Consider the following 20,537-nt stretch of genomic DNA (forward strand, 5'->3'; position numbering starts at 1 on the left):
CAGATTCAATCCTATGTGTGATTATGTATAATACAATGTAAAAAAGTGGGAAATTGGCCGGTGATATGTGAAATTCAGGGATATGTTTCACTTTAAAGAGGGAGTATTCTTCTGATTATATTTTATGAAAGCTCCTGTATTGACAGCGTTCTAGATTGTTTTACTTTCAATCTTTTAGAAACGGGAGTCTTCCCAGTATTTCACACTACTTCACAATTTGCGTCCCAACCATTCCAGACCCTTTTCTATATGTGTTTCTACCAGTACTTTAGCAAAAAATCTCTGCTGAAAGGCATAGCTTTTTTTGGGGGTACTTAAAATACATATAGATCATTCTCCTGATTTTATTTGGAAGATAGCTGCTGTAAGTGGAGTGGCGAAGCTCTTTCCTGTCTCGTAATATTAACTAAAACGGTATGAATACAACCAAGCATTTTTCTCTTCTGGTTTTTGTTGCAGCAATCTTGACATTCAATTCCTGTAGCTCGTATAAAAATATTCCTTACTTTCAGAATGTTAACCGATCTGTCCTTACGAGAGAAGATATTCAGAACTTTTCACCTCTTACTATTCAACCTTCAGATATTCTGGGAATAAGTGTAAGCAGTCTGAATCCTCAGGCCTGGAGTGATTCGAGCTACAGGGCAACCGGATACCTTGTCGATCAGCAAGGCGAAATTAAACTTCCTCTTATAGGAAAAGTAAAAGTGTCAGGGCTTACCACCCCAGTGGTAGGAGAGCAGATCCAGAAGAGGCTTCTCTCTTATTTAAAAGAGCCGTCAGTTAATGTAAGGGTGCTTAATTTCAAAATATCAGTGATTGGGGATGTTGCAAGACCGGATGTATATAAAATCCCAAGTGAGCGTATCACTATAACAGAGGCGCTAAGTATGGCAGGCGACCTCAACATTACCGCCAAAAGGAACAACCTGTTACTAGTGCGTGAAACTGATGGAAAACGCGAATATATTACTCTTGATCTAACCTCTGCCAGTGTTTTCCATTCTCCTTATTATTATCTGAGAAACAACGACATGATTTATGTTGAACCTGATAAATCCAAATATGCTTCAGTCGATGGTAGTTATCGGACTTTAAGTCTGCTTTTATCGGCAGCTTCCATCATCACAGTTATCCTTACTTCTGTTTTGTAAATACATCAGCTATGAACAATAATAATCAACTCATCTTCAGGCCCTTCGTTGATGATAGTAAAGAAAGTCACAAAGATCTAAGGGAAATTTTCAATAAATATCTTTACCATTGGCCTCTTTTTCTTCTCAGCATGTTGTTGTGTTTAACACTTGCCTATTTTTATTTGAAGCAAATAAAGCCTGTATATCACATTAAGGCCAAATTGTCTATAAAAGACGAAAAGAATAAGACTGCTTCTACTAAAGCAGCGGCCCTAGAGGAACTAAATATATCAAGTGCTCCAAAGCTAGTAGAAAGCGAAATGGAGATACTGAAATCAAGGCCGCTGATCAGGCAAGTGGTCACTCAATTGCAGTTATGGGCTACGTATACAGAACCTGCAAACGCAGAGGATCTCTATTCTAAAACTCCCGTACGCTTCAAACTACTCGAAACTGCTGCACCTCTAAAAGAGACGTCGCTTGATATCACGATCAATAGTGCAAACAGATTTTCTTTATCTGGCCCGGATGGCAAAACGCTTGACGCATCATTTAAAAATACGTTAACCAGTAGTTTCGGAAGATGGAAGCTAGAACCAACTTCTGATGTGAAGAACTATATTGGTAAGACTATAAGGATTAGCTTGCAAAATCCTGAGGCCCTTATTACACAATATCAATATAAAATAAATACTGTATTGAACAAAACGGCACCTATTGTGGAACTTAAAATAGATGACTTAGTTCCCGAACGAGGTAAGGATGTTTTAAATAGTTTAATCGCTGCTTATAAAACATTCAATATTGCTGATAAGAATAAAGAAACTGAAAGCACTTTGAAGTTTATCAATGAAAGACTGACGTCGCTTACCGGGGAATTAACTGATGTGGAGAAGGATGTTGAAGGCTATAAAAGTAGTATAGGGCTTACTGATATCTCATCACAATCTCAATTTTACCTTGATAACGTTCAGTCTAACGACGGACGGTTGAATGAAGTGAATGTTCAACTTAATGTTATAGAAGGGGTTGAGAGATATGTTAACTCTGCCGCTAACTCAGGGAATGCACCTGCTACAATTGGTATTACTGATCCGAATCTGATTAGCTTAGTAGAGCAATTAACCAAACTACAGTTACAACGTGATAAATTACTGGCCATCACGCCTGAAAATAATCCCATCTTCATTCCTCTGAACCGGCAAATTAAAAGTACCAAAGAAACTATAAAACAAACAATCGGCGGAATTAAATCGTCCTTGCTTGCCACCCGCCAGCAATTGCAGTTATTTAATTCGCGCTTTGAAAGTTCGATTAAGAATATACCGGGACAAGAGAGGAAATATGTAAGTATAAAGCGTCAACAAGGTATAAAAGAGAACCTTTACGTCTATCTTTTGCAAAAACGTGAAGAAGTAGCACTTAGTTATGCATCGACACTCACTGATGCGCATACCGTCGAAGAAGCATATTATGAAGAGCCCCAAAGCAGGAAAGAATACCCACTCACAGTTGCTTTATTATTAGGGTTTTTGCTCCCGGTTGGACTTATTGCGGGAAGAGATGCTCTAAGAAATCGTATCCTTACCAGAAAAGAGATCGAAACTGCTACTTCAGCACCTATTATATGTGAGTTGGTTCAGGAAGAAAGTAAAACGGCAATCGTGGTTCTAAACCGTGATAATTATGCTATAGGAGAGCAGTTCCGAGCTCTGCGGACAAATCTTCTGCATGTATACAATCGAAAAGAAAAAGGTAAAGTAATATTATTTACATCCAGTATTTCGGGTGAGGGGAAGAGTTTTGTCACCAGTAATATCGGAGCTTCTCTGGCTATTTCAGGCAGAAAAACAGTGGTGCTGGAATTAGATTTACGAAGGCCAAAAATCTCAAAAATTTTTAAAATGGATACCGCGGGTCCTGGGCTTAGCGAGCTATTAAACGGTGATGCCGAAAAGGAAGACGTAATTCAGCCATCAGGTATTCACCCCAATCTCTTTGTAATGGGTTCTGGTAGTATTCCTGATAATCCTGCCGAACTACTCGAAAGTGAAGAAATGGAGTCGCTCATTAACGAACTGCGCTTCGAGTATGATAATATTCTGATTGATTCGCCGCCCTTAAGACTAGTAACAGATGCAATGATTCTGGCTAAAATGAGTGATATCACTCTATATCTGATAAGACAGGGATATACAGGGAAACCGGAGTTGAAATTTATTAAACAAATGCAAGAAGAAAAGAAGCTTCCCAATCTCAACCTTGTTTTCAACGGAATTCAAAGAGGTAAATATGGTTATGGATACAATTATGATTATTCGTATTACAATGAAAAGGATAGGAAGAGTGTGGTAAAGGACTATATAAAGGACTTTTTTAAAAGATTTTAGTGAACGATGTGCATTGCCTGCAGTAATAACAATAAAGTAGACTTTAAGTAATGATTAAAAAAGCGGCTTTAGCTTTAGATTATCCGTACGAACGTTTAATAAAACTATCAGGACTTGTAGGTGCTTTTTTGCTCGGACAGGGAACGTTACAGCTTATACAGGTTATTAGCGGGTTTTTACTTTTCAGGTGGCTATCTATCGAAGAGTATGCAGAATATAGTATGGCTTTTGCATTTCAGTGTACGGCTCACGTATTAGTTGAATTCGGCTTTTCGGGAACCATAGTTGCCCTTGTGGGAAATCGTGTTTATGATAAAAAAGTAATAGGCGATTATATTAAGGCTGGACAATTTTACAGGCACCGGCTCTTTTTAGCCATCAGCGTCTTTTGTGCTATCATTTTTCCCTTACTGACGTTAAAACATCACTTTTCTGTCTTTACAACTATTATGCTTCTGGTATCTATAATTACCAACCTTTATTTTACCGGTTGGTCATCTTATTATACCCCTCCATTGAAAATGCATAAAAAGGTGTCAACGCTATACCAAATTCAAGTTAAAAGCGGTGCACTCCGGCTGGTTGTACTCTATATTATGTATTTAGTATCGGCCCTGAATTCCTGGATCGCAGCGCTCTTAGGAAGCATGCAAACGCTAATGAACGGGTACCTGATCAAAAAGAGTGCATCTGATTATGTACAGGTTCCTAAGACTGTGAATCCCCAGGCTCGTCGTGAAATGATGTCGCTGCTGAAACCAGTGATGCCAGGAATCGTTTTTAATGCTTTTCAGAGCCAGATTATGGTATTTATCCTGTCGGTTTTTGGTGCGACAAATAATATCGCAGAAATGGGAGCTCTAAGTAAAATCGGCCAGTTATACATGGTTTTGAGTATGGCGGGGGGCATTTTAATAGCGCCCCATATCGCACGGGTGCCTGCATCGGGCTTGCTAAGGAAATATCTGTTTATAGCTGGGACAACAATATTCTTATGTTCAGTTATTGTATTTGCAGCATATATCTTTCCGGAGCCTTTGTTGTGGTTGTTAGGCAGTAAATATGACCACCTGAGAAATGAGCTGGTTGCCTTGCTGATTTGCGCCGGGATAGGCGTGGTAAACGGTATTATTTGGGAAATGAACGAAGCCAGGAAATGGATATATGCATGGGATCCTTTGTTGGTAATATTTGGTACAATATCGATCCAGGTGGCTTGTGTATTTCTTTTAGATCTGAGTAGTCTGCATAATGTGATAGTAATGTCTGTGATCTCCAATCTGTTTGTCCTAGCTGTCAAGTTCTCTGCATCATTCCAGGGATTCAGACCCGCTTTAAAAAGGAATAGTTTCAAATAAATCCTACCACTACAGTGACAACTAAAGTATCTATTGTTATCCCTGCTTACAAGCGGCCCAAACAACTTGCAGAAGCAGTTAATTCATGTATTGCTCAAACTCTGTTACCTTATGAGATTATAATAGGTGATGATTCGCCTGACTCTCAGGCGGAGACAGAGGTGGAAAGAATAAGAAGTCATACAGATATTGCTATTAAGTATGTTCGCAATTCCCCATCGCTCGGACAAGCTGGTAATGTAAATATGTTATTTGACTCAGCCTCCGGAGAAAGAGTGCTTCTTCTTCACGATGATGATATGCTCTTGCCTAATGCTCTGGAGGTTCTCTGCAATTGTTTTACAAATAACCCGCAAATAAGTGTGGCTTATGGTAAACAGTTTATTATGACCGGTGATGGAACCGTGTCTATAAAACGCTCTGAAGGTTATAACAAGTCATTTTACCGGACTAAAGAATACGAGGGTTCTAAATTAACATCGTTGGAAGCCGGCATGGTACAGCAATTTCCTAACAACGCCTACCTGATAGAGACTGCTTTAGCGAAAAAGGTTAAATACAGGGATATTGGAGATGCATGTGACTTCGATTTCGGATTGAGAGTAAGTCAGAGCGGCGCGAAAATTCACTTTACCGATACATACACATCTAAATACCGGATTTCTGAAGAGTCGGTATCGATGAGATCCATGAATGATGCTGCACTTAAAGCGTACTTTATGGTAAAAGATATAGCTGTGCATGGTGAATCGTTGAATTTGAGAAATAAATGGCTTCAGGACCGATCGGGAGTTGCAGTTGGCCAGGCGATCGCAAATAGAAAGATTAAAAGTGCGGTCATGATCTTTTTTAGTCGCTATCATTTTCGCAAAGTATTCACACCCGGGGGGATGAAAAGGTTACTGTTGATCATGATTCACCTTTGTTCGATAAAAGTTCTTTATGGTTTTTTACTTCTGTTAAGAACGAAGCCTCCTTTTTATTATCAGCGTCCCCAGGAAAGTGTCGTTGAGAAGAAGATTTAATTCCCTGTGCTAATATAAATTTCGCAATATGATAGTAAGCTGCATAACAGATCGCATGGGAAACCAGCTATTTCAATACGCAGCGGCAAAAGCTCTTGCCGTACGTAATAAGGAGGTTGTTAAAATTGATAGAAGATACTATTCACACAATATACCGACCGGCTTTTCATATGAACTGGATGCCTTTTGTATTCCCCAGTATTTTGTGACCGATGAGGAAATAGCGAGGTATACCTGGCCTAACGATTCATTGTGGTACAGAGCTATAAGAAAAGTATATCCGAAGTATTGTTATTTTGAAAAGTCGTTTGAATATGATAAAGGTTTTAACACGTTAGGTAGTAAGGTGTATTTAAGAGGATTCTGGCAAAGCTATAAGTATTTCGAAGATATTGAAGACCTTATCAGGAATGAATTCAGCTTTAAAGAACAAGTAAATACTTGGGACGACCATTTTGCGAAGCAGATCAAGGAATCTGAATCTGTTTGCATCAGCATAAGACGTGGCGACCATATCACCAATCCTAAAATTGCAAGGATCTTTGGTAAGTGTGATAAAGTTTATTATGATAATGCTCTCCGTATAATTGAGCAAAAACACAAAAATTTAACCCTGTTTGTTTTTTCCGATGATATAGATTGGTGTTCAGAAAATCTGAAGTTCAAACATCCTACAGTTTTTGTAAAGCACTCTTTCGATACACCACGTTACGACTATTACCTGCAATTGATGAGCATGTGCAGGCACTTTGTAATCCCGGTGAGCACTTTTCCGTGGTGGGGAGCATGGTTGAGCACGAATAAGGACAAAATTGTAATAGCCCCTAAAACATGGTTTAATGATCCAGCTATAAATACGCAGGATTTGTGTCCTCCCGACTGGATAAGGATCTGATTGACTCTCTTATTAACTCACATTTAAACTAATTTACTATTATGTCAAGATCGTTTACGGGACAATTAGCCGTTATTATTAACTCCTATAACAGAATGTCTTTATTGAAAGAGGCACTGCCCGCTATTGAGAAGACATTACTAAACACCCCTGTTCAGTCTTATGTAGTAGTTTTTGAGGCTGGCTCGACAGATGGCAGCCGCCAGTTTATAGAAACGTACGCAAAGGGCTCTGCGGTAAAGATCCTTTGCATTTCGCCGCCCCCGCATCTGCCTGGTACATTTAGTGATGGCTGCAATTATGCTATAGAGTATGCAGCTGGCGCTATAAGTAATCTGAAATGGTGCTTCCTTTATGAAACTGATAATTATATTTCTAATCACAGCGCTTTGTCATCTGCGCTTGCGATCATAGATGAGAACGAATCTATGGGAGCAATAGGTTTTACCGTAGAGAAATTGGATGGCAGCAAGGCAGGGTATGGACAAAAATTTCCAAGTGTGATTTCTTTTCTGTTAGGACAGCAACTTACTCAGATGCTGAAATTACAAGAACCCCGCCCGCTATGGGTAAAGGAACAGGATCATAGATGGACCTATTGTGATATTGTATACACAAGTCCTTTATTGGTCCGCTATGATGCATGGAAGAAGGTGAACGGAATGGATAGTATTAATTTCCCTTTTTCTGACTCGGACAACGATTGGTGCTGGAGATTATTAAAAAGCGGATGGAAATGTGCGGTACTTGATGTTCAAGGAGTGGTACACGATAATCGGACCTTAACGTCATCCTGGTCATCAAAAAGAACGCTTGACTTCCATCAGGCACGCTACAGGTTATTGAAAAAGCATAAGGGAGATATTATTTTTCTCATAAAACCATTGCTTGCACTACGTCATCTTTCCGAGCTAGCCATACTGGCTCTGGGTATGATGGCCGGAAGGAAGAAAAAGGAAAACTTAACTGCTCGCCTTTCTTTGATAAAAAGAGTCATGATGAATTACTCCCATATATCATAAGCTAAATATTTATTAGAAAAGCATCGTATCAGCCGAGTAATATCAAAAGGTGGAATGAAAATATTATTCTTGTCGCATAACTTTTATCCCTTCATAGGAGGGATAGAAATTATCTCAGAGATTCTTGCCAGTACATTTGCAAATGCGGGACACGAGGTTCATGTTATTACCTGGACAAAAGATTCCCCGGGTGAAGCCTTTCCTTTTAAAGTATCAAGAAACCCGGGAATATTAAAGATTTTCAAAGCACATGCCTGGGCCGATCTGGTTTTCGAAAACAATCCGTGCCTGAGACTGGCATGGCCTGGAATATTCTTTAGTCGTCCTTCTGTTATTGCTTTGCACACCTGGATATCCAGATCAAACGGGAAGCTGGGCGTTCAGGACAGGATTAAATTTCGTTGGCTAAAGCGTGCGCATAAAGTTATTGCTGTAAGTAATGCACTTCGTAAAAGTTGCTGGCCTAATGCAACGGTATTAGGCAATCCCTACAGGGCGAAAGAATTCAGGATATTATCGAATATTTCCCGAACAAAAGATTTCGTGTTTCTGGGGCGGCTCGTTTCCGATAAAGGAGTTGATCTTGCAATCAAAGCGATATATGAGTTTAAAATGGGCCTCAATAATAGTGCCGCATCGCCTTCTTTAACTATTGTTGGTGATGGTCCTGAACGTACAAATCTCAAGCGACTGGTTGCAGACCTTAACATGGAGGATTCTGTGATTTTTACCGGGCCTCTGAGCGGGAGTGAGCTCGTTAAGTGTTTGAATCAGCATCGGTATCTTTTAGTTCCTTCAATATGGGAGGAGCCGTTTGGCGTTGTTGTGCTTGAAGGAATAGCATGTGGATGCATTCCGATTGTATCAGACGGCGGTGGACTTCCGGATGCAGTAGGCAAGGCAGGCATTACTTTCCGGAGGGGAGATGTTGACGACCTTATTGCTTGTATCAGAAATATATATAATAATACTAAACTCGAAAAAGAACTGCTTGACTTTGCAGCCAGTCATCTCGGAGTTTTTCATCCGGACACTATTGGCCGTCAATATTTAGATGAAATAGAGGGAACGCTAAAAACTAAATAATGTCTATGAAAGTATTGATATCTCACCCTACCAGTAATGAATTCAACCGATCAGCAGCCTACGGGCTGCTGGAAGCCGGTCTTTTATCAGAATTTCATACTGCAATAGCACTATTTCCTGATACTATGCTGGACCGGATCAGTAATATTGGCCCTCTTTCTGAAATAAAGCGACGCAGCTTTAATACGTCGCTTAGGCCTTTAATACATACATGGCCTTGGCTGGAGATCGGAAGACAACTGGCATCGAAAGCTGGTTTGTCAAAGCTTGTAAAGCATGAAACAGGCGCATTTTCTGTAGATGCCGTTTACAGAAGTCTGGATAAAAAAGTGGCATCAAGACTTAGAGCTGCGCAACAAAAAGGATTAACGGCCATTTATGCTTATGAAGATGGAGCTGTTTTTTCCTTTCCAAAAGCCAAGCAACTAGGGCTAGAATGCATTTACGATCTGCCTATAGGATATTGGAGAGCGGCGCGACGGCTACTGGAGCCTGAACGTGAACGCTGGCCGGATTGGATACCAACTCTTTCGGGGCTTACAGATTCGGACGCAAAGCTTGCCCGCAAAGATGAGGAATTAGCACTTGCTGACCGCATTTTTGTAGCCAGTCAATTTACTGCCAATACTTTGAAGGATTTTCCGGGTACTCTAGCACCTATTGAAGTTATTCCTTACGGTTTCCCCCCAGTCTCTGCACGGCGTGAGTATTCTTCCAAAACAGGGAAGTCTCCTTTAAAGCTTCTTTTTGTTGGTGGACTTTCTCAGCGGAAGGGAATCGCAGATCTATTTGCAGCCGTAGAGAACCTTGTTCCGTATGTTGAACTAACGGTGGTAGGACTTAAATCCACTAATAACTGTAAGGCACTGAATGATGCCCTAGAACGGCATCGGTGGATTCCAAGTTTAAGCCATGAAGGTATACTTAAATTAATGCGGGAGCACGACGTTCTTGTCTTTCCTTCACTCTTTGAAGGCTTTGGGCTGGTTATAACCGAAGCGATGTCTCAGGGCACTCCTGTTATAACTACCGAACGTACCGCCGGGCCGGATTTGATAGAGCATGGACGCAACGGGTGGCTAATAGAGGCAGGAAACACTTCTGCACTGCAAGAATCCATCGAAGATCTTATTTCTTCTCGTCATATAATTGCTCAAGCAGGACAGGAGGCGATGGAGGCGGCACGCAAGAGGCCGTGGTCTGTGTATTCACGGGAACTGGCACAAGCAATTTCACGGCATCATGACCAAAAGGAAGGTTTAAGTGACATAAACATGAAGGCGTATTAACAATGAGCTTCTCTCAGAATATATATCCAGAGCGTGACGAACGTTACGATGTCACTTTACAACAGCAAAAGTGGTTGCCGTGCACCGTCGAGATCAGTCGAACCAACCATTTACTTAAGCAGTCTGTTTGGCTATTTTTCTTTCTCTTGCTTTTTGAAGGTGCGTTGCGGAAGTGGTTCCTGCCCAGCTTGGCAACACCATTGCTTGTTGTGAGAGACCCGCTTGCTGTATGGCTGATTGCCGTGGCGTGGAAACGAAATCTCCTTCCCTCAAACGTATACCTAATTGGGATGGCTGTATTTGGATTTACAGGGCTGATTACAGCGGTCTTTCTCGGTCACGGGAATCTGCCGGTGGCCGTATATGGCGCCAGAATTCTGCTGATTCACTTTCCGGTAATGTTTATAATCGGCAGGGTTTTCACTGCCCATGATGTTGTTAAAATAGGGAAGGCTATGTTATGGATATCGATACCGATGATTGTGATTACAGCCCTTCAGTTTTATAGTCCTCAGTCAGCCTGGGTGAATCGGGGAGTGGGAGGGGATATGGAAGGATCTGGTTTTAATGGAGGAGCGATGGGTTATTTCAGGCCGTCAGGGACTTTTTCCTTTACCACTGGCAACACTCTTTTCTTTAGTCTTTTGGCCCCCTTTGTTTTTTACTTCTGGTTACAGCCGAAAGGAACATCCCGCCTACTGCTTATCGCTGCTACCTTGAGCCTTTTTGCTTCTATTCCTATTTCAATCAGCCGCGGTTTATTATTTCAGGTAGGAGTTACTTTAATATTCACTATTCTGGCAACTGCTAAAAATCCTAGGTACATACGGCATATTCTGACAGCTGTTATCGCTAGCTTCCTTGTTTTTGCGATCTTAAGCAACACAGAGTTTTTTCGCACTGCAACGGAAGTGTTTTTTGCCCGGTTTGAAAGTGCCAGCGACGATGAAGGAGGGCTAAAGGGAACTTTAGTCGACCGCTTTCTCGGAGGGTTACTCAGCGCTGTATCAGAATCAGATAATCAGCCCTTCTGGGGGTATGGAATAGGTATGGGAACAAACGTAGGCAGCATGCTCTTGACCGGCGACCGCGAGTTTTTGATTGCAGAAGGTGAATGGGGTAGGTTGATTGGAGAAATGGGGCCTCTGATGGGACTGGGAGTGATCATCATCCGCCTGGGCTTTTGTTCGGAAACAGCTATTTTGAGCTATAGAAAGGTACTGGCAGGAGATATGCTGCCGTGGATACTTCTCAGTGCAGGCGTATTGATCATCCTGCAAGGACAATGGGCACAGCCAACAACACTGGGATTCAGTACCTTCATGGGAGGATTAATACTTGCTTCCCTTCAGGAGCCTTATAAATTAAGATTACGGATAGATAATAACGCCAGTCCTGCGTCTGCCTAATATCTGATATCCATGAAAGAAGTTATATTGATTTTCAGAAAGCCGTTTCCCGGCCAATTCAGTATTGAATATCTTTTCTATTCCGTTTCAAAATACCTCAGTAGCAATAATATCCGTATCTCTAATTTGCAACTGTCTTATTATAGCAAAGGATTAACAAACAGAGTACTCAACGTATTCACTTTGCTGTCGAAAAAAAAGAAGATTGTTCATGTTACTGGGGACGTTCATTATGCGATACTGGGAGCCTTATTCTGCAAGAGAATTCTTACCATTCACGATTTTAATTTCATGCAGGATAAGAGCGTTTTGGCAAGAACAATATATTGGTTGTTTTGGATATACCTGCCCGTGAAGTTCTCACATAAAATAACTGTTATTTCTGAAAGTACAAGGCAGGAATTATTGAAGTATGTTAAAATAAAAAGCAGTAAAATCCATGTTATAGGCGATTTTATTGATGATATATATAAACCTGTAAAGAAGGAGTTCAATAAAACCAATCCCCGGATATTACAAATAGGAATCACATTTAATAAGAATCTGGAGCGATTGGCTGAAGCTTTAAAAGGAATCGATTGTACCTTGGTAATTATTGGCAAACTCCCGGAGGCCATATCAGGTAAGCTTAGGGACTGTAATATAGTTTACGAGAATAGATACGACCTTTCAACCGAAGATCTGTTTGATGAATATGTAAATAGTGATCTGCTTTGTTATGTCTCTACAAGCGAAGGATTTGGGATGCCTATATTGGAAGCGCAGGCAGTTGGAGTCCCTGTAATTACTTCCAATTGTTCTTCAATGCCCGAAGTTGGGGGGGCAGGAGCGGTTTTTGTTGATCCGTTTAGTGTTGTTTCTATAAGGAATGGCGTTATGAACATTCTGGAAGATGAGCGGCTCAGGGAGAATGTTATAAACGCCGGGTTTGAAAATATTAAGCGCTTTTCGAAGGAAACTATAGCCGACCATTACCTAAATCTGTACAAGAGTTTTTAATCTGTCTATTGTTATTTCATTCACCTTCTTGAAAATGAATATGAAAATATTACACGTAATAGGATGTTTTGATAAAAAAAATGGAGGTGTATACTCTGCCATAACTTCAATAACGGATATGGAAAGATCGTTGGGTTTTACCAGTGATATCCTATCAATAAGATCCGATGACCAACAGTACGATTCACGTTTTTTCAATGGCCAGGTCAATCTGTTTAACCGGAGTTTTCCCTACGTGTTCAGCCCATCAAAAGAGGCTGAGCGATGGATGGAGTTAAACATTGAGAGATATGATCTTGTAGTCTTGCATGAAGTCTGGGCAATATTAGCCGTTAGAGTAGCTTCAATCGCCAAAAAACACCAAGTAAAATATGTTATATGGCCTCATGGTTCTCTTGATCCGTTTGATCTCAAAAAGAAGAGTTTTTTGAAGAAGATACTTGGGAATATAGTTATCAAAGGTATAACTGCCAATGCGAGCGCTATTTGCTGTACGTCAAACATCGAAAAAGATGTTCTGGAAACCTATAACGACCAGAAGAATGTTAGTATTAGTGTGCTGCCGCTGCCTATCGAATTTAATGCCGAGGGAAGCAGGGAGAGGTTCAGAGATAAACATAATCTATCAGCCAATACGTTTGTGTTTCTTTTTTTATCAAGAGTTGATTATAAAAAGGGACTTGATCTATTTCTACGTGCTTATAAGCGTTTTTTGGACATCAACAATGATATAGACGTAAAGTTGATAATTGCAGGCAAAGGTAACCGGGCATACGAAACTTATATTAACGGGCTAATTGCCGAAATGCGATTGTCGGCATACATATATTCTGCAGGGTTCCTTTCCGGTACAGACAAAGCCGATGCATTTGCTGCTTCTGATTGTTTCATTCTCCCCTCTATGAACGAGAATTACGGCATTTCAGTGATTGAAGCCCTGCAGTCGAATCTTCCGGTGCTTATCTCCGACAATGTCTATATATGGAAAGATATCATTCCTGCCGGAGGCTGGGTTTGCGAACATAACGTTGATTCAATATTAAGTAGCCTGAATGTCATTCATCGTGAATTTACCAGCAAACAGATAAGAATGAAGCGTCCTGCCAAAGTGGGCGGGAATTTTAAAAAAGACCAGCTGATCAGCTTGTATTCTGATTTCTACGACTTAGTAATAAATAAACAAGAAGTAATATTCAGCTAATCATGACAGAGTACCAAAATTTATCATCGTTTACGGTTCCCGGCGATTTTCGGGGCCGGTCAAAGTTCGTCGTTCAACTGTGGTGGATTGTTCAGGATACGCTATTTGCATGGTCGCCACAGGTGTTTTTTGGCTGGCGCAGGTTCTTGCTTCGCATGTTTGGGGCTAAAATAGGAAAAGGAGTTTCGATAAGGCCTTCCGTAACTATAACCTATCCCTGGAAAGTGTCTATCGGAGACTATTCATGGATAGGCGATGATACAGTTTTGTATAGCCTTGGTGAAATAAATATAGGTTCGAATGTGGCAATTGCGCACAAAGTATATCTGAATACAGGGACACATGATTATAAGGTACCATCTTTTGATATCTGTTCTCATTCAATTACAATCGAAGACGAGTGCTGGATCACCAGCGATGTTTTTATAGCCCCTGGTGTAACAGTGGGTAAAGGTTCTGTAGTAGGGGCAAGAAGTACAGTATTGAAAAGCCTGCCTCCGGGAAAGGTGTGCGTTGGTTATCCTGCAAAACCTGTAAAAGACAGAATACCTCTGGAAAAACCAGCAACGCAAAAAATATCTAACGAGAAGGCGGAATCCGTTTTTCTATAAAATCTTTATCTGATGCTAAAAGTTTTAATAACAGGCGGTTCTGGATTTATTGGGACGAATCTGATAGAAAGTCTGATATCAGATAATGTTCAGATCCTTAACGTTGACAAGGTAAAACCCGTGATTGATAGTCATGTGTCCTATTGGAGGCGAACGGACATTTTAGATCATAAAAATCTTGAGGAGATTATTACTCAATTCAATCCGGAGGTCATTGTTCATCTTGCGGCTGTTACAGATCTCGATGGCAAAACACTCTCTTATTACCGGACTAATTTTGAAGGTACAAAGAATGTCATTGATATTGCTGCGAAACTACCTGCGTTAAGGAAGGTGATTTATACCTCGTCGATGTACGTATGTCGGCCCGGACTAATACCATCTGACTATGATACATATAAACCTCATACCCTCTATGGAGAAAGCAAAGTAAAGGGAGAGTTATTAGTGAAAGCGATCAAAGATGCCACTTACAACTGGATCATCATACGACCTACATCTATCTGGGGACCATGGTTTAAGATTCCATATATCGATTTTTTTGATGTAGTTTATAAAGGCAGATACGTCAATTTTGGAAAAACCTGTACAAAGACCTATGGATATATTGGTAATACTGTTTTTCAACTTAGAAAGTTAATATCTGCGGAAGGTGTGCATAAAAGGACTTTCTATCTCGGCGATCGCCCGGCAATCCCGATAAGCGATTGGGCGAATGAAATTTCTCTAGAAATGGGTAAGGGCAAAATCAAGTCTGTTCCCTTTGCTCTAATAAAGTGTGCGGCGATTGCAGGCGATATACTGGGTGGCTTGAAAATAAAGTTTCCTATGACAAGCTTCAGGCTTGCCAATATGAAAACAAATAATGTTCTGCCGCTAGACGATATATACCAGGTTGTTGATGAACTGCCGTTTACACGACTTGAAGGTGTCCGTAATACATTAAAGTGGTTGAAATCGCACCGCGGCTATAATATCAAAATGAAAGATATGTCTGATCTGCGGGGTGACAATGTCCCATCTGTAAATGGCTTTTCCGGTGAAACGGAAACAACCGTAAGAGCCGTAGTTCAATAAAAATCAAAATACTTAAATACTTAAGCATATGAAAGCAGTTATACTTGCAGGGGGCTACGGTACCCGTATCAGCGAAGAAAGTGGCGTTCGTCCAAAACCAATGGTTGAAATTGGGGGCAAGCCTGTGTTATGGCACATCATGAAAATTTATTCCTGTTATGGGATAAACGATTTTATCATCTGTTGTGGATATAAGGGCTATGTAATTAAAGAATATTTTGCGAATTATTTTCTTAACAATTCGGATGTCACATTTAGTATGTCTGACAATTCGATGGAAGTTCACAGAACTGAAACAGAACCCTGGAACGTCACACTGGTAAATACAGGATATAACACGATGACTGGCGGTCGTTTAAAACGGGTTAAAGACTACATAGGAGATGAAGCCTTTTGTATGACTTATGGCGACGGATTGAGTAATGTAAATATTGCTGAACTAATTGATTTTCACCGGTCAAATGGTAAGTTGGCTACACTCACGGCGGTTCAGCAACCAGGAAGGTTCGGTGCATTCACTTTATCGTCTGAAGAAACTACCATTAATCATTTTCAGGAAAAACCTAATGGATCGGAAATGCCCTGGATAAATGGCGGCTTCTTTGTATTAGAGCCGGAAGTGATCGACTATATAGATGATGACAGTTCTATATGGGAGCAGCAGCCTCTCGAAATGCTCGCCAGGAGCGGGCAGTTATCGGCCTTCCGCCATACCGGGTTTTGGCAGCCAATGGACACTTTGCGTGATAAGAACGTGTTACAGGAATTATGGCAGAACGGAAAAGCGCCCTGGCACGAACAAGCTATTTTAAAACAAAAGCTCCCGGTTGATGTGGCTCATTTAAATCGTCTGACTATCTAGTATTTACCTTCTGCCTGCGATCGATTTATCTCTTTATTAACAGAAACCAAATTATTCTTGTGAAAATTTTAATAACCGGAAACATGGGGTATGTCGGGCCCGGTGTTGTAAGCCAGCTACGTGCTGCATTTCCCGATTCTATATTGATAGGTTACGATATGGCCTATTTCGCGACATGTTTAACAAACGCAGATGTTTTGCCTGAAAGTAAACTGGATGTGCAGTTGATGGGAGACGTAAGAGAAATGCCAGCTGAAGTTTTGGAGGGAGTGGATGTTGTGGTTCATCTGGCGGCCATATCGAATGATCCTATGGGTAATCAATATGAAGATATTACAATGGAGGTTAATTATAAGTCGAGTCTGCGTATAGCGCGTCTAGCAAAAAGAGCAGGAGTCAGAGCTTTCATATTTGCCTCCAGTTGCAGCGTTTACGGAGCTGGACAGGATGATGCGAAAGCAGAAGGAGCTTTGCTTAATCCGCTAACGGCTTATGCTCGTTCTAAGGAATCTACTGAGAAAGCACTGAAGCAGATTGCCGGAGACGGCTTTACTGTGACATGTTTACGGTTCGCCACTGCCTGCGGCATGAGTCCTCGCTTACGTCTCGATCTTGTTTTGAATGACTTTGTAGCGAGTGCCGTAGCGTCTGGTAAGATAACCATATTAAGCGATGGCAGTCCCTGGCGGCCGCTTATACACGTACGCGATATGGCAAGAGCTATCGAGTGGGCGATTGGCCGGCCCTCTATTGAAGAAACGGAGTTTCTGGCTGTAAATGCCGGTAGTAATGAGTGGAACTATCAGATAAAAGACCTCGCTGAAGCCGTAGCTGCCGTTATCCCTGGCATAGCGTTAAGTATCAATAAAGATGCTGCTCCTGATAAACGGTCATACAGAGTTAATTTCGATCTTTTTAAATCATTGGCTCCCAATCATCAGCCGCTTTATTTGTTGCATCAGACTGTTGTAGATCTGTATGAGGCACTTGTCGCAATGGGTTTTAAAAATGCAGATTTCAGAGACTCCCGGTTGATGCGTCTAAAAGTACTAACAGATTTACAGAACAGTAAACTCGTTAACAGCGATCTGCGGTGGAGCGATAGAAGTTCCAAAACAGAGTTTTCTCACTCAGTAATCCACAATATATAATCCAGTAACATGATCTTCACCGAAACCAAACTAAAAGGCTCATTCGTGATTGACATTAAACCAATTGAAGACGATCGTGGATTCTTTGCCAGATCGTTTTGCCATCGAGAATTCGAAGGATACAAATTAAATACGAATGTAGTTCAGACAAATCTAAGTTTCAATAAGGAAAAAGGAACGCTTCGAGGGCTACATACACAATTTGCCCCATTCGAAGAAACAAAACTCGTTCGATGCACGCGTGGAAGTATTTATGATGTTATAGTAGATCTGCGTAATGATTCAGATACTTTCCTGCAATGGGTAGGGGTGGAATTATCTGAAGATAACTATCGGATGTTGTACGTACCTGAAGGATTTGCGCATGGATTTATTACCCTGGCCGACAATACAGATGTAACCTATCAGGTAACCCAGTATTATACACCCGGTGCAGAACGGGGTTATCGTTGGGATGATCCAGCGTTTGATATTGAGTGGCCTATCGAACCGAAGATTATCTCTGACAAAGACAAATCTCACCCTTTTTTTAGACCTATTGTTCATATCTGATTCATCGTACGACAGGTGAAAGTGACATATTCTCTTTATAACTAAAAATAACTCAAATGATTATAATAGATACTGCTTTAAAAAGACGTGCTGAAGAAAGGAATCCTGTAAAAGTGGCTATGGTAGGTTCCGGTTTTATGGGACGAGGTATTGCGTTGCAGATCTGCAACTATGTTTCTGGAATGGAATTAGTTGCTATAGCTAACCGGGACGTAGAAAATGCAAGACATGCATATGCTGAATCAGGGTTGGCCAACGTTCATGAAGTAACTTCAGTTTCGCAACTTGAGGAAAATATACGTGTTGGCAAATACAGCATCACCAGCGATGCTGCGCTGCTATGCGAGGCGGAAGGAATAGACGCCATTATTGAGGTTACAGGTGCTGTTGAATTTGGTGCGGGCATTGCACTTAAAGCCATTCAGAATAAGAAACACATTATTTTAATGAATGCAGAATTGGACGGCACCGTTGGTCCGATATTAAAAGTGTATGCGGATAAAGCGGGGGTGGTGTTCACTAATTCTGACGGCGATCAGCCGGGTGTAACCATGAATCTTTACCGGTTCGTTAAGTCGCTTGGGGTCAGACCTGTTTTATGTGGTAATATTAAAGGTCTTCACGATCCATACCGCAATCCAACTACCCAGGAAGGATTTGCAAAAAAATGGGGACAGAAACCGGCAATGGTGTCGTCATTTGCTGATGGTAGCAAGATTTCCTTTGAGCAGGCTATTGTAGCGAATGGCACAGGAATGAGGGTTGCGAAACAAGGAATGCACGGCATTCCGGTACAGCCAGGCACTCCGTTAAAGGAAGCTATAAAGTTATTTCCCGAAGAAGATCTGCTCGAAGGTCCTGGCATTGTTGATTATCTTGTAGGTGCTGAGCCAGGCCCAGGCGTTTTTGTTATAGGCACTCATGATCATCCTCTGCAAAAGCACTATCTCAATCTATACAAGCTAGGAGAAGGCCCGTTGTACTTGTTTTATACACCGTATCATCTATGTCATTTTGAAGTGCCTCATACTGTGGCCCGCGCTGTAATTTTCCATGATGCCACATTGGCGCCTTTGGGTAGACCTTTCGTTGAAGTAGTTGCAGTTGCTAAGATCGACCTGAAGGCCGGAGAAGAAATTGATCCCATTGGGCATTATATGACTTACGGTCTGTGTGAAAATGCAGAAATAAGGAAACAGGAGAATTTACTGCCTCTGGGAGTAGCGGAGGGTTGCCTGCTGCGCCGTGACGTGGCTAAAGATCAGGTTCTGACCTATGATGATGTTATTCTGCCCGAAGGCCGCCTTATAGATAAACTACGTAAGGAACAAGATGAGTATTTTTTTAAAAGGCCTGCCGAAATACCGGTAGCAATTCCCAAAATACCGGAAAGAGCTTGACTTTGTTAAATAATAATTGTTGTTAAAATGACTGTAAGCCCTGTAATATCAATAATTACCCCTGTATGGAACGGGCTTCCATATATAGCGGAGTGTGTGGCATCAGTATTATCGCAGGAGTTTCAAAACTGGGAGATGCTGATCAGTGATAATGGATCGACAGATGGAACCAGGGACTACCTTGATACATTAACCGACCCAAGGATCCGGATCTATAAACAAAAGCAAAATCTCGGCATTTTCGGAAATCTTAATTTTCTTATGCAGCAGGCAAAAGCGGAAATCAGCCAGATGCTCTGTCATGACGATTATTTTGTAGGATCCAGGGCGCTGAACGACCTGGTAGCTTACTGGCAGTCAGCTCCGCCAGAATTAGGCGTGGCAAGATTTAATCATGAAGATGTAGTACAGTGTTCATTAACTGCATTTCAGAAAAAGTCAATGCCTGCTACTATAAACTCGTCTGAGACAGAACTTATGTTTTATGTGTTTGGGGGGAGTCTTACAGGCAACCTTTCCAATATTTCGCTTAGAACCAACCTTGTATTAAAGTACGGTGCCTTCCGCGAAGATCTGCCTTTTGCCGGCGATTTCGAATTCTGGAGCAGAATGGGCCGGTACGTGTCTATAGGGATACAAAACGAGCCTGTTGTATTCGTTCGACTCCATCCTCAATCTGCATCCTATTACCAAAATCGAAAGGGAGAGCTTGTTGGTCAAAATGCTGAAGTTGTATCGAAATTGTACCAGCGGCTGCTGAGGTACCATCCTAAAATGCAATTTGCCCTTCAACTTCATGGCACAATCAACTATGATTCCCTGCAAAGATACATGGCCATAAAACTATGGCTTATAAAAGGTAACAGAGAATATTTGAGGGAACTCGACAGGGTGTCTGACAACGCGGTATTTCTCCTGCCACGTCGGTGGCGCTGGGTGCTCTTCTTTCTTACCATTGGTGGCAGAATAGGGAGGGTATCTACTGCGCGATATTTAATCAATGCATACTGGCAAACCAAGCAGCAGGTTCAGGAACAACAAATACTTTGTAACCATTAATTTTTGAAAATTTTA

General features: G+C 41.3%; 18 protein-coding genes. All 18 read left to right on the forward strand.

From position 1 onward, the window contains the following. Nucleotides 1-416: 416 nt before the first annotated feature. Genes BDE36_RS04990 through BDE36_RS05075 form a run of 18 tightly spaced genes read left to right on the forward strand, consistent with a single transcriptional unit; the run spans nt 417 to nt 20,522 of the window. The gene (locus BDE36_RS04990; RefSeq protein WP_141813963.1) at nt 417-1,154 is read left to right on the forward strand and encodes a polysaccharide biosynthesis/export family protein; all 738 of its coding nucleotides are present in this window, start codon (nt 417-419) and stop codon (nt 1,152-1,154) included. 11 nt (nt 1,155-1,165) lie between these two features. Continuing rightward, entirely contained in the window at nt 1,166-3,526 is a 2,361-nt protein-coding gene (locus BDE36_RS04995; RefSeq protein WP_141813964.1) for a GumC family protein, read from the forward strand. 50 nt (nt 3,527-3,576) lie between these two features. After that, complete coding sequence (locus tag BDE36_RS05000; protein WP_141813965.1) at nt 3,577-4,884, forward strand: lipopolysaccharide biosynthesis protein; 1,308 nt, start codon at nt 3,577-3,579, stop codon at nt 4,882-4,884. Between the two features lie 14 nt (nt 4,885-4,898). Continuing rightward, the gene (locus BDE36_RS05005) at nt 4,899-5,909 is read left to right on the forward strand and encodes a glycosyltransferase family 2 protein (RefSeq protein WP_161987539.1); all 1,011 of its coding nucleotides are present in this window, start codon (nt 4,899-4,901) and stop codon (nt 5,907-5,909) included. Between the two features lie 28 nt (nt 5,910-5,937). Then, a complete protein-coding gene (locus BDE36_RS05010; RefSeq protein ID WP_141813967.1) occupies nt 5,938-6,804 on the forward strand; it encodes an alpha-1,2-fucosyltransferase in 867 nt (288 codons plus the stop codon). 41 nt (nt 6,805-6,845) lie between these two features. Then, complete coding sequence (locus BDE36_RS05015; protein WP_141813968.1) at nt 6,846-7,826, forward strand: glycosyltransferase family 2 protein; 981 nt, start codon at nt 6,846-6,848, stop codon at nt 7,824-7,826. A gap of 54 nt (nt 7,827-7,880) precedes the next feature. Continuing rightward, complete coding sequence (locus BDE36_RS05020; protein ID WP_141813969.1) at nt 7,881-8,912, forward strand: glycosyltransferase family 4 protein; 1,032 nt, start codon at nt 7,881-7,883, stop codon at nt 8,910-8,912. A gap of 5 nt (nt 8,913-8,917) precedes the next feature. After that, nucleotides 8,918-10,201 carry a glycosyltransferase family 4 protein gene (locus tag BDE36_RS05025; protein WP_141813970.1) on the forward strand — a complete coding sequence of 428 codons (1,284 nt, stop codon included), beginning with the start codon at nt 8,918-8,920 and terminating at the stop codon, nt 10,199-10,201. A 2-nt stretch (nt 10,202-10,203) separates the two neighbouring features. Then, complete coding sequence (locus tag BDE36_RS05030) at nt 10,204-11,610, forward strand: hypothetical protein (protein ID WP_202618084.1); 1,407 nt, start codon at nt 10,204-10,206, stop codon at nt 11,608-11,610. A 12-nt stretch (nt 11,611-11,622) separates the two neighbouring features. Continuing rightward, nucleotides 11,623-12,609: a glycosyltransferase family 4 protein gene (locus tag BDE36_RS05035; protein ID WP_141813971.1), complete on the forward strand. Its 987-nt coding sequence runs from the start codon at nt 11,623-11,625 to the stop codon at nt 12,607-12,609. A 40-nt stretch (nt 12,610-12,649) separates the two neighbouring features. Beyond that, nucleotides 12,650-13,810 (forward strand): glycosyltransferase, encoded by a 1,161-nt coding sequence (locus BDE36_RS05040; protein WP_161993399.1) that lies wholly within the window; start codon nt 12,650-12,652, stop codon nt 13,808-13,810. A 2-nt stretch (nt 13,811-13,812) separates the two neighbouring features. Continuing rightward, nucleotides 13,813-14,421, forward strand: a complete 609-nt coding sequence (locus BDE36_RS05045) for a putative colanic acid biosynthesis acetyltransferase (protein WP_141813973.1) — start codon at nt 13,813-13,815, stop codon at nt 14,419-14,421. A gap of 12 nt (nt 14,422-14,433) precedes the next feature. Then, on the forward strand, nt 14,434-15,498 hold the full coding sequence (locus BDE36_RS05050) for an NAD-dependent epimerase/dehydratase family protein (protein WP_141813974.1): 1,065 nt from the start codon (nt 14,434-14,436) through the stop codon (nt 15,496-15,498). 28 nt (nt 15,499-15,526) lie between these two features. Then, nucleotides 15,527-16,360, forward strand: coding sequence for a glucose-1-phosphate cytidylyltransferase (gene rfbF, locus BDE36_RS05055; protein WP_141813975.1), 834 nt, complete (start codon nt 15,527-15,529; stop codon nt 16,358-16,360). A gap of 59 nt (nt 16,361-16,419) precedes the next feature. After that, on the forward strand, nt 16,420-17,511 hold the full coding sequence (locus BDE36_RS05060; protein ID WP_141813976.1) for an NAD-dependent epimerase/dehydratase family protein: 1,092 nt from the start codon (nt 16,420-16,422) through the stop codon (nt 17,509-17,511). 9 nt (nt 17,512-17,520) lie between these two features. Next, entirely contained in the window at nt 17,521-18,063 is a 543-nt protein-coding gene (gene rfbC / locus BDE36_RS05065) for a dTDP-4-dehydrorhamnose 3,5-epimerase (RefSeq protein ID WP_141813977.1), read from the forward strand. A gap of 56 nt (nt 18,064-18,119) precedes the next feature. After that, nucleotides 18,120-19,463, forward strand: a complete 1,344-nt coding sequence (locus BDE36_RS05070) for an NAD(P)H-dependent oxidoreductase (protein ID WP_141813978.1) — start codon at nt 18,120-18,122, stop codon at nt 19,461-19,463. Between the two features lie 27 nt (nt 19,464-19,490). After that, nucleotides 19,491-20,522 (forward strand): glycosyltransferase family 2 protein, encoded by a 1,032-nt coding sequence (locus tag BDE36_RS05075; protein WP_141813979.1) that lies wholly within the window; start codon nt 19,491-19,493, stop codon nt 20,520-20,522. Nucleotides 20,523-20,537: the final 15 nt, after the last annotated feature.

The sequence above is a fragment of the Arcticibacter tournemirensis genome, from assembly GCF_006716645.1.
GTDB classification, from domain to species: domain Bacteria; phylum Bacteroidota; class Bacteroidia; order Sphingobacteriales; family Sphingobacteriaceae; genus Arcticibacter; species Arcticibacter tournemirensis.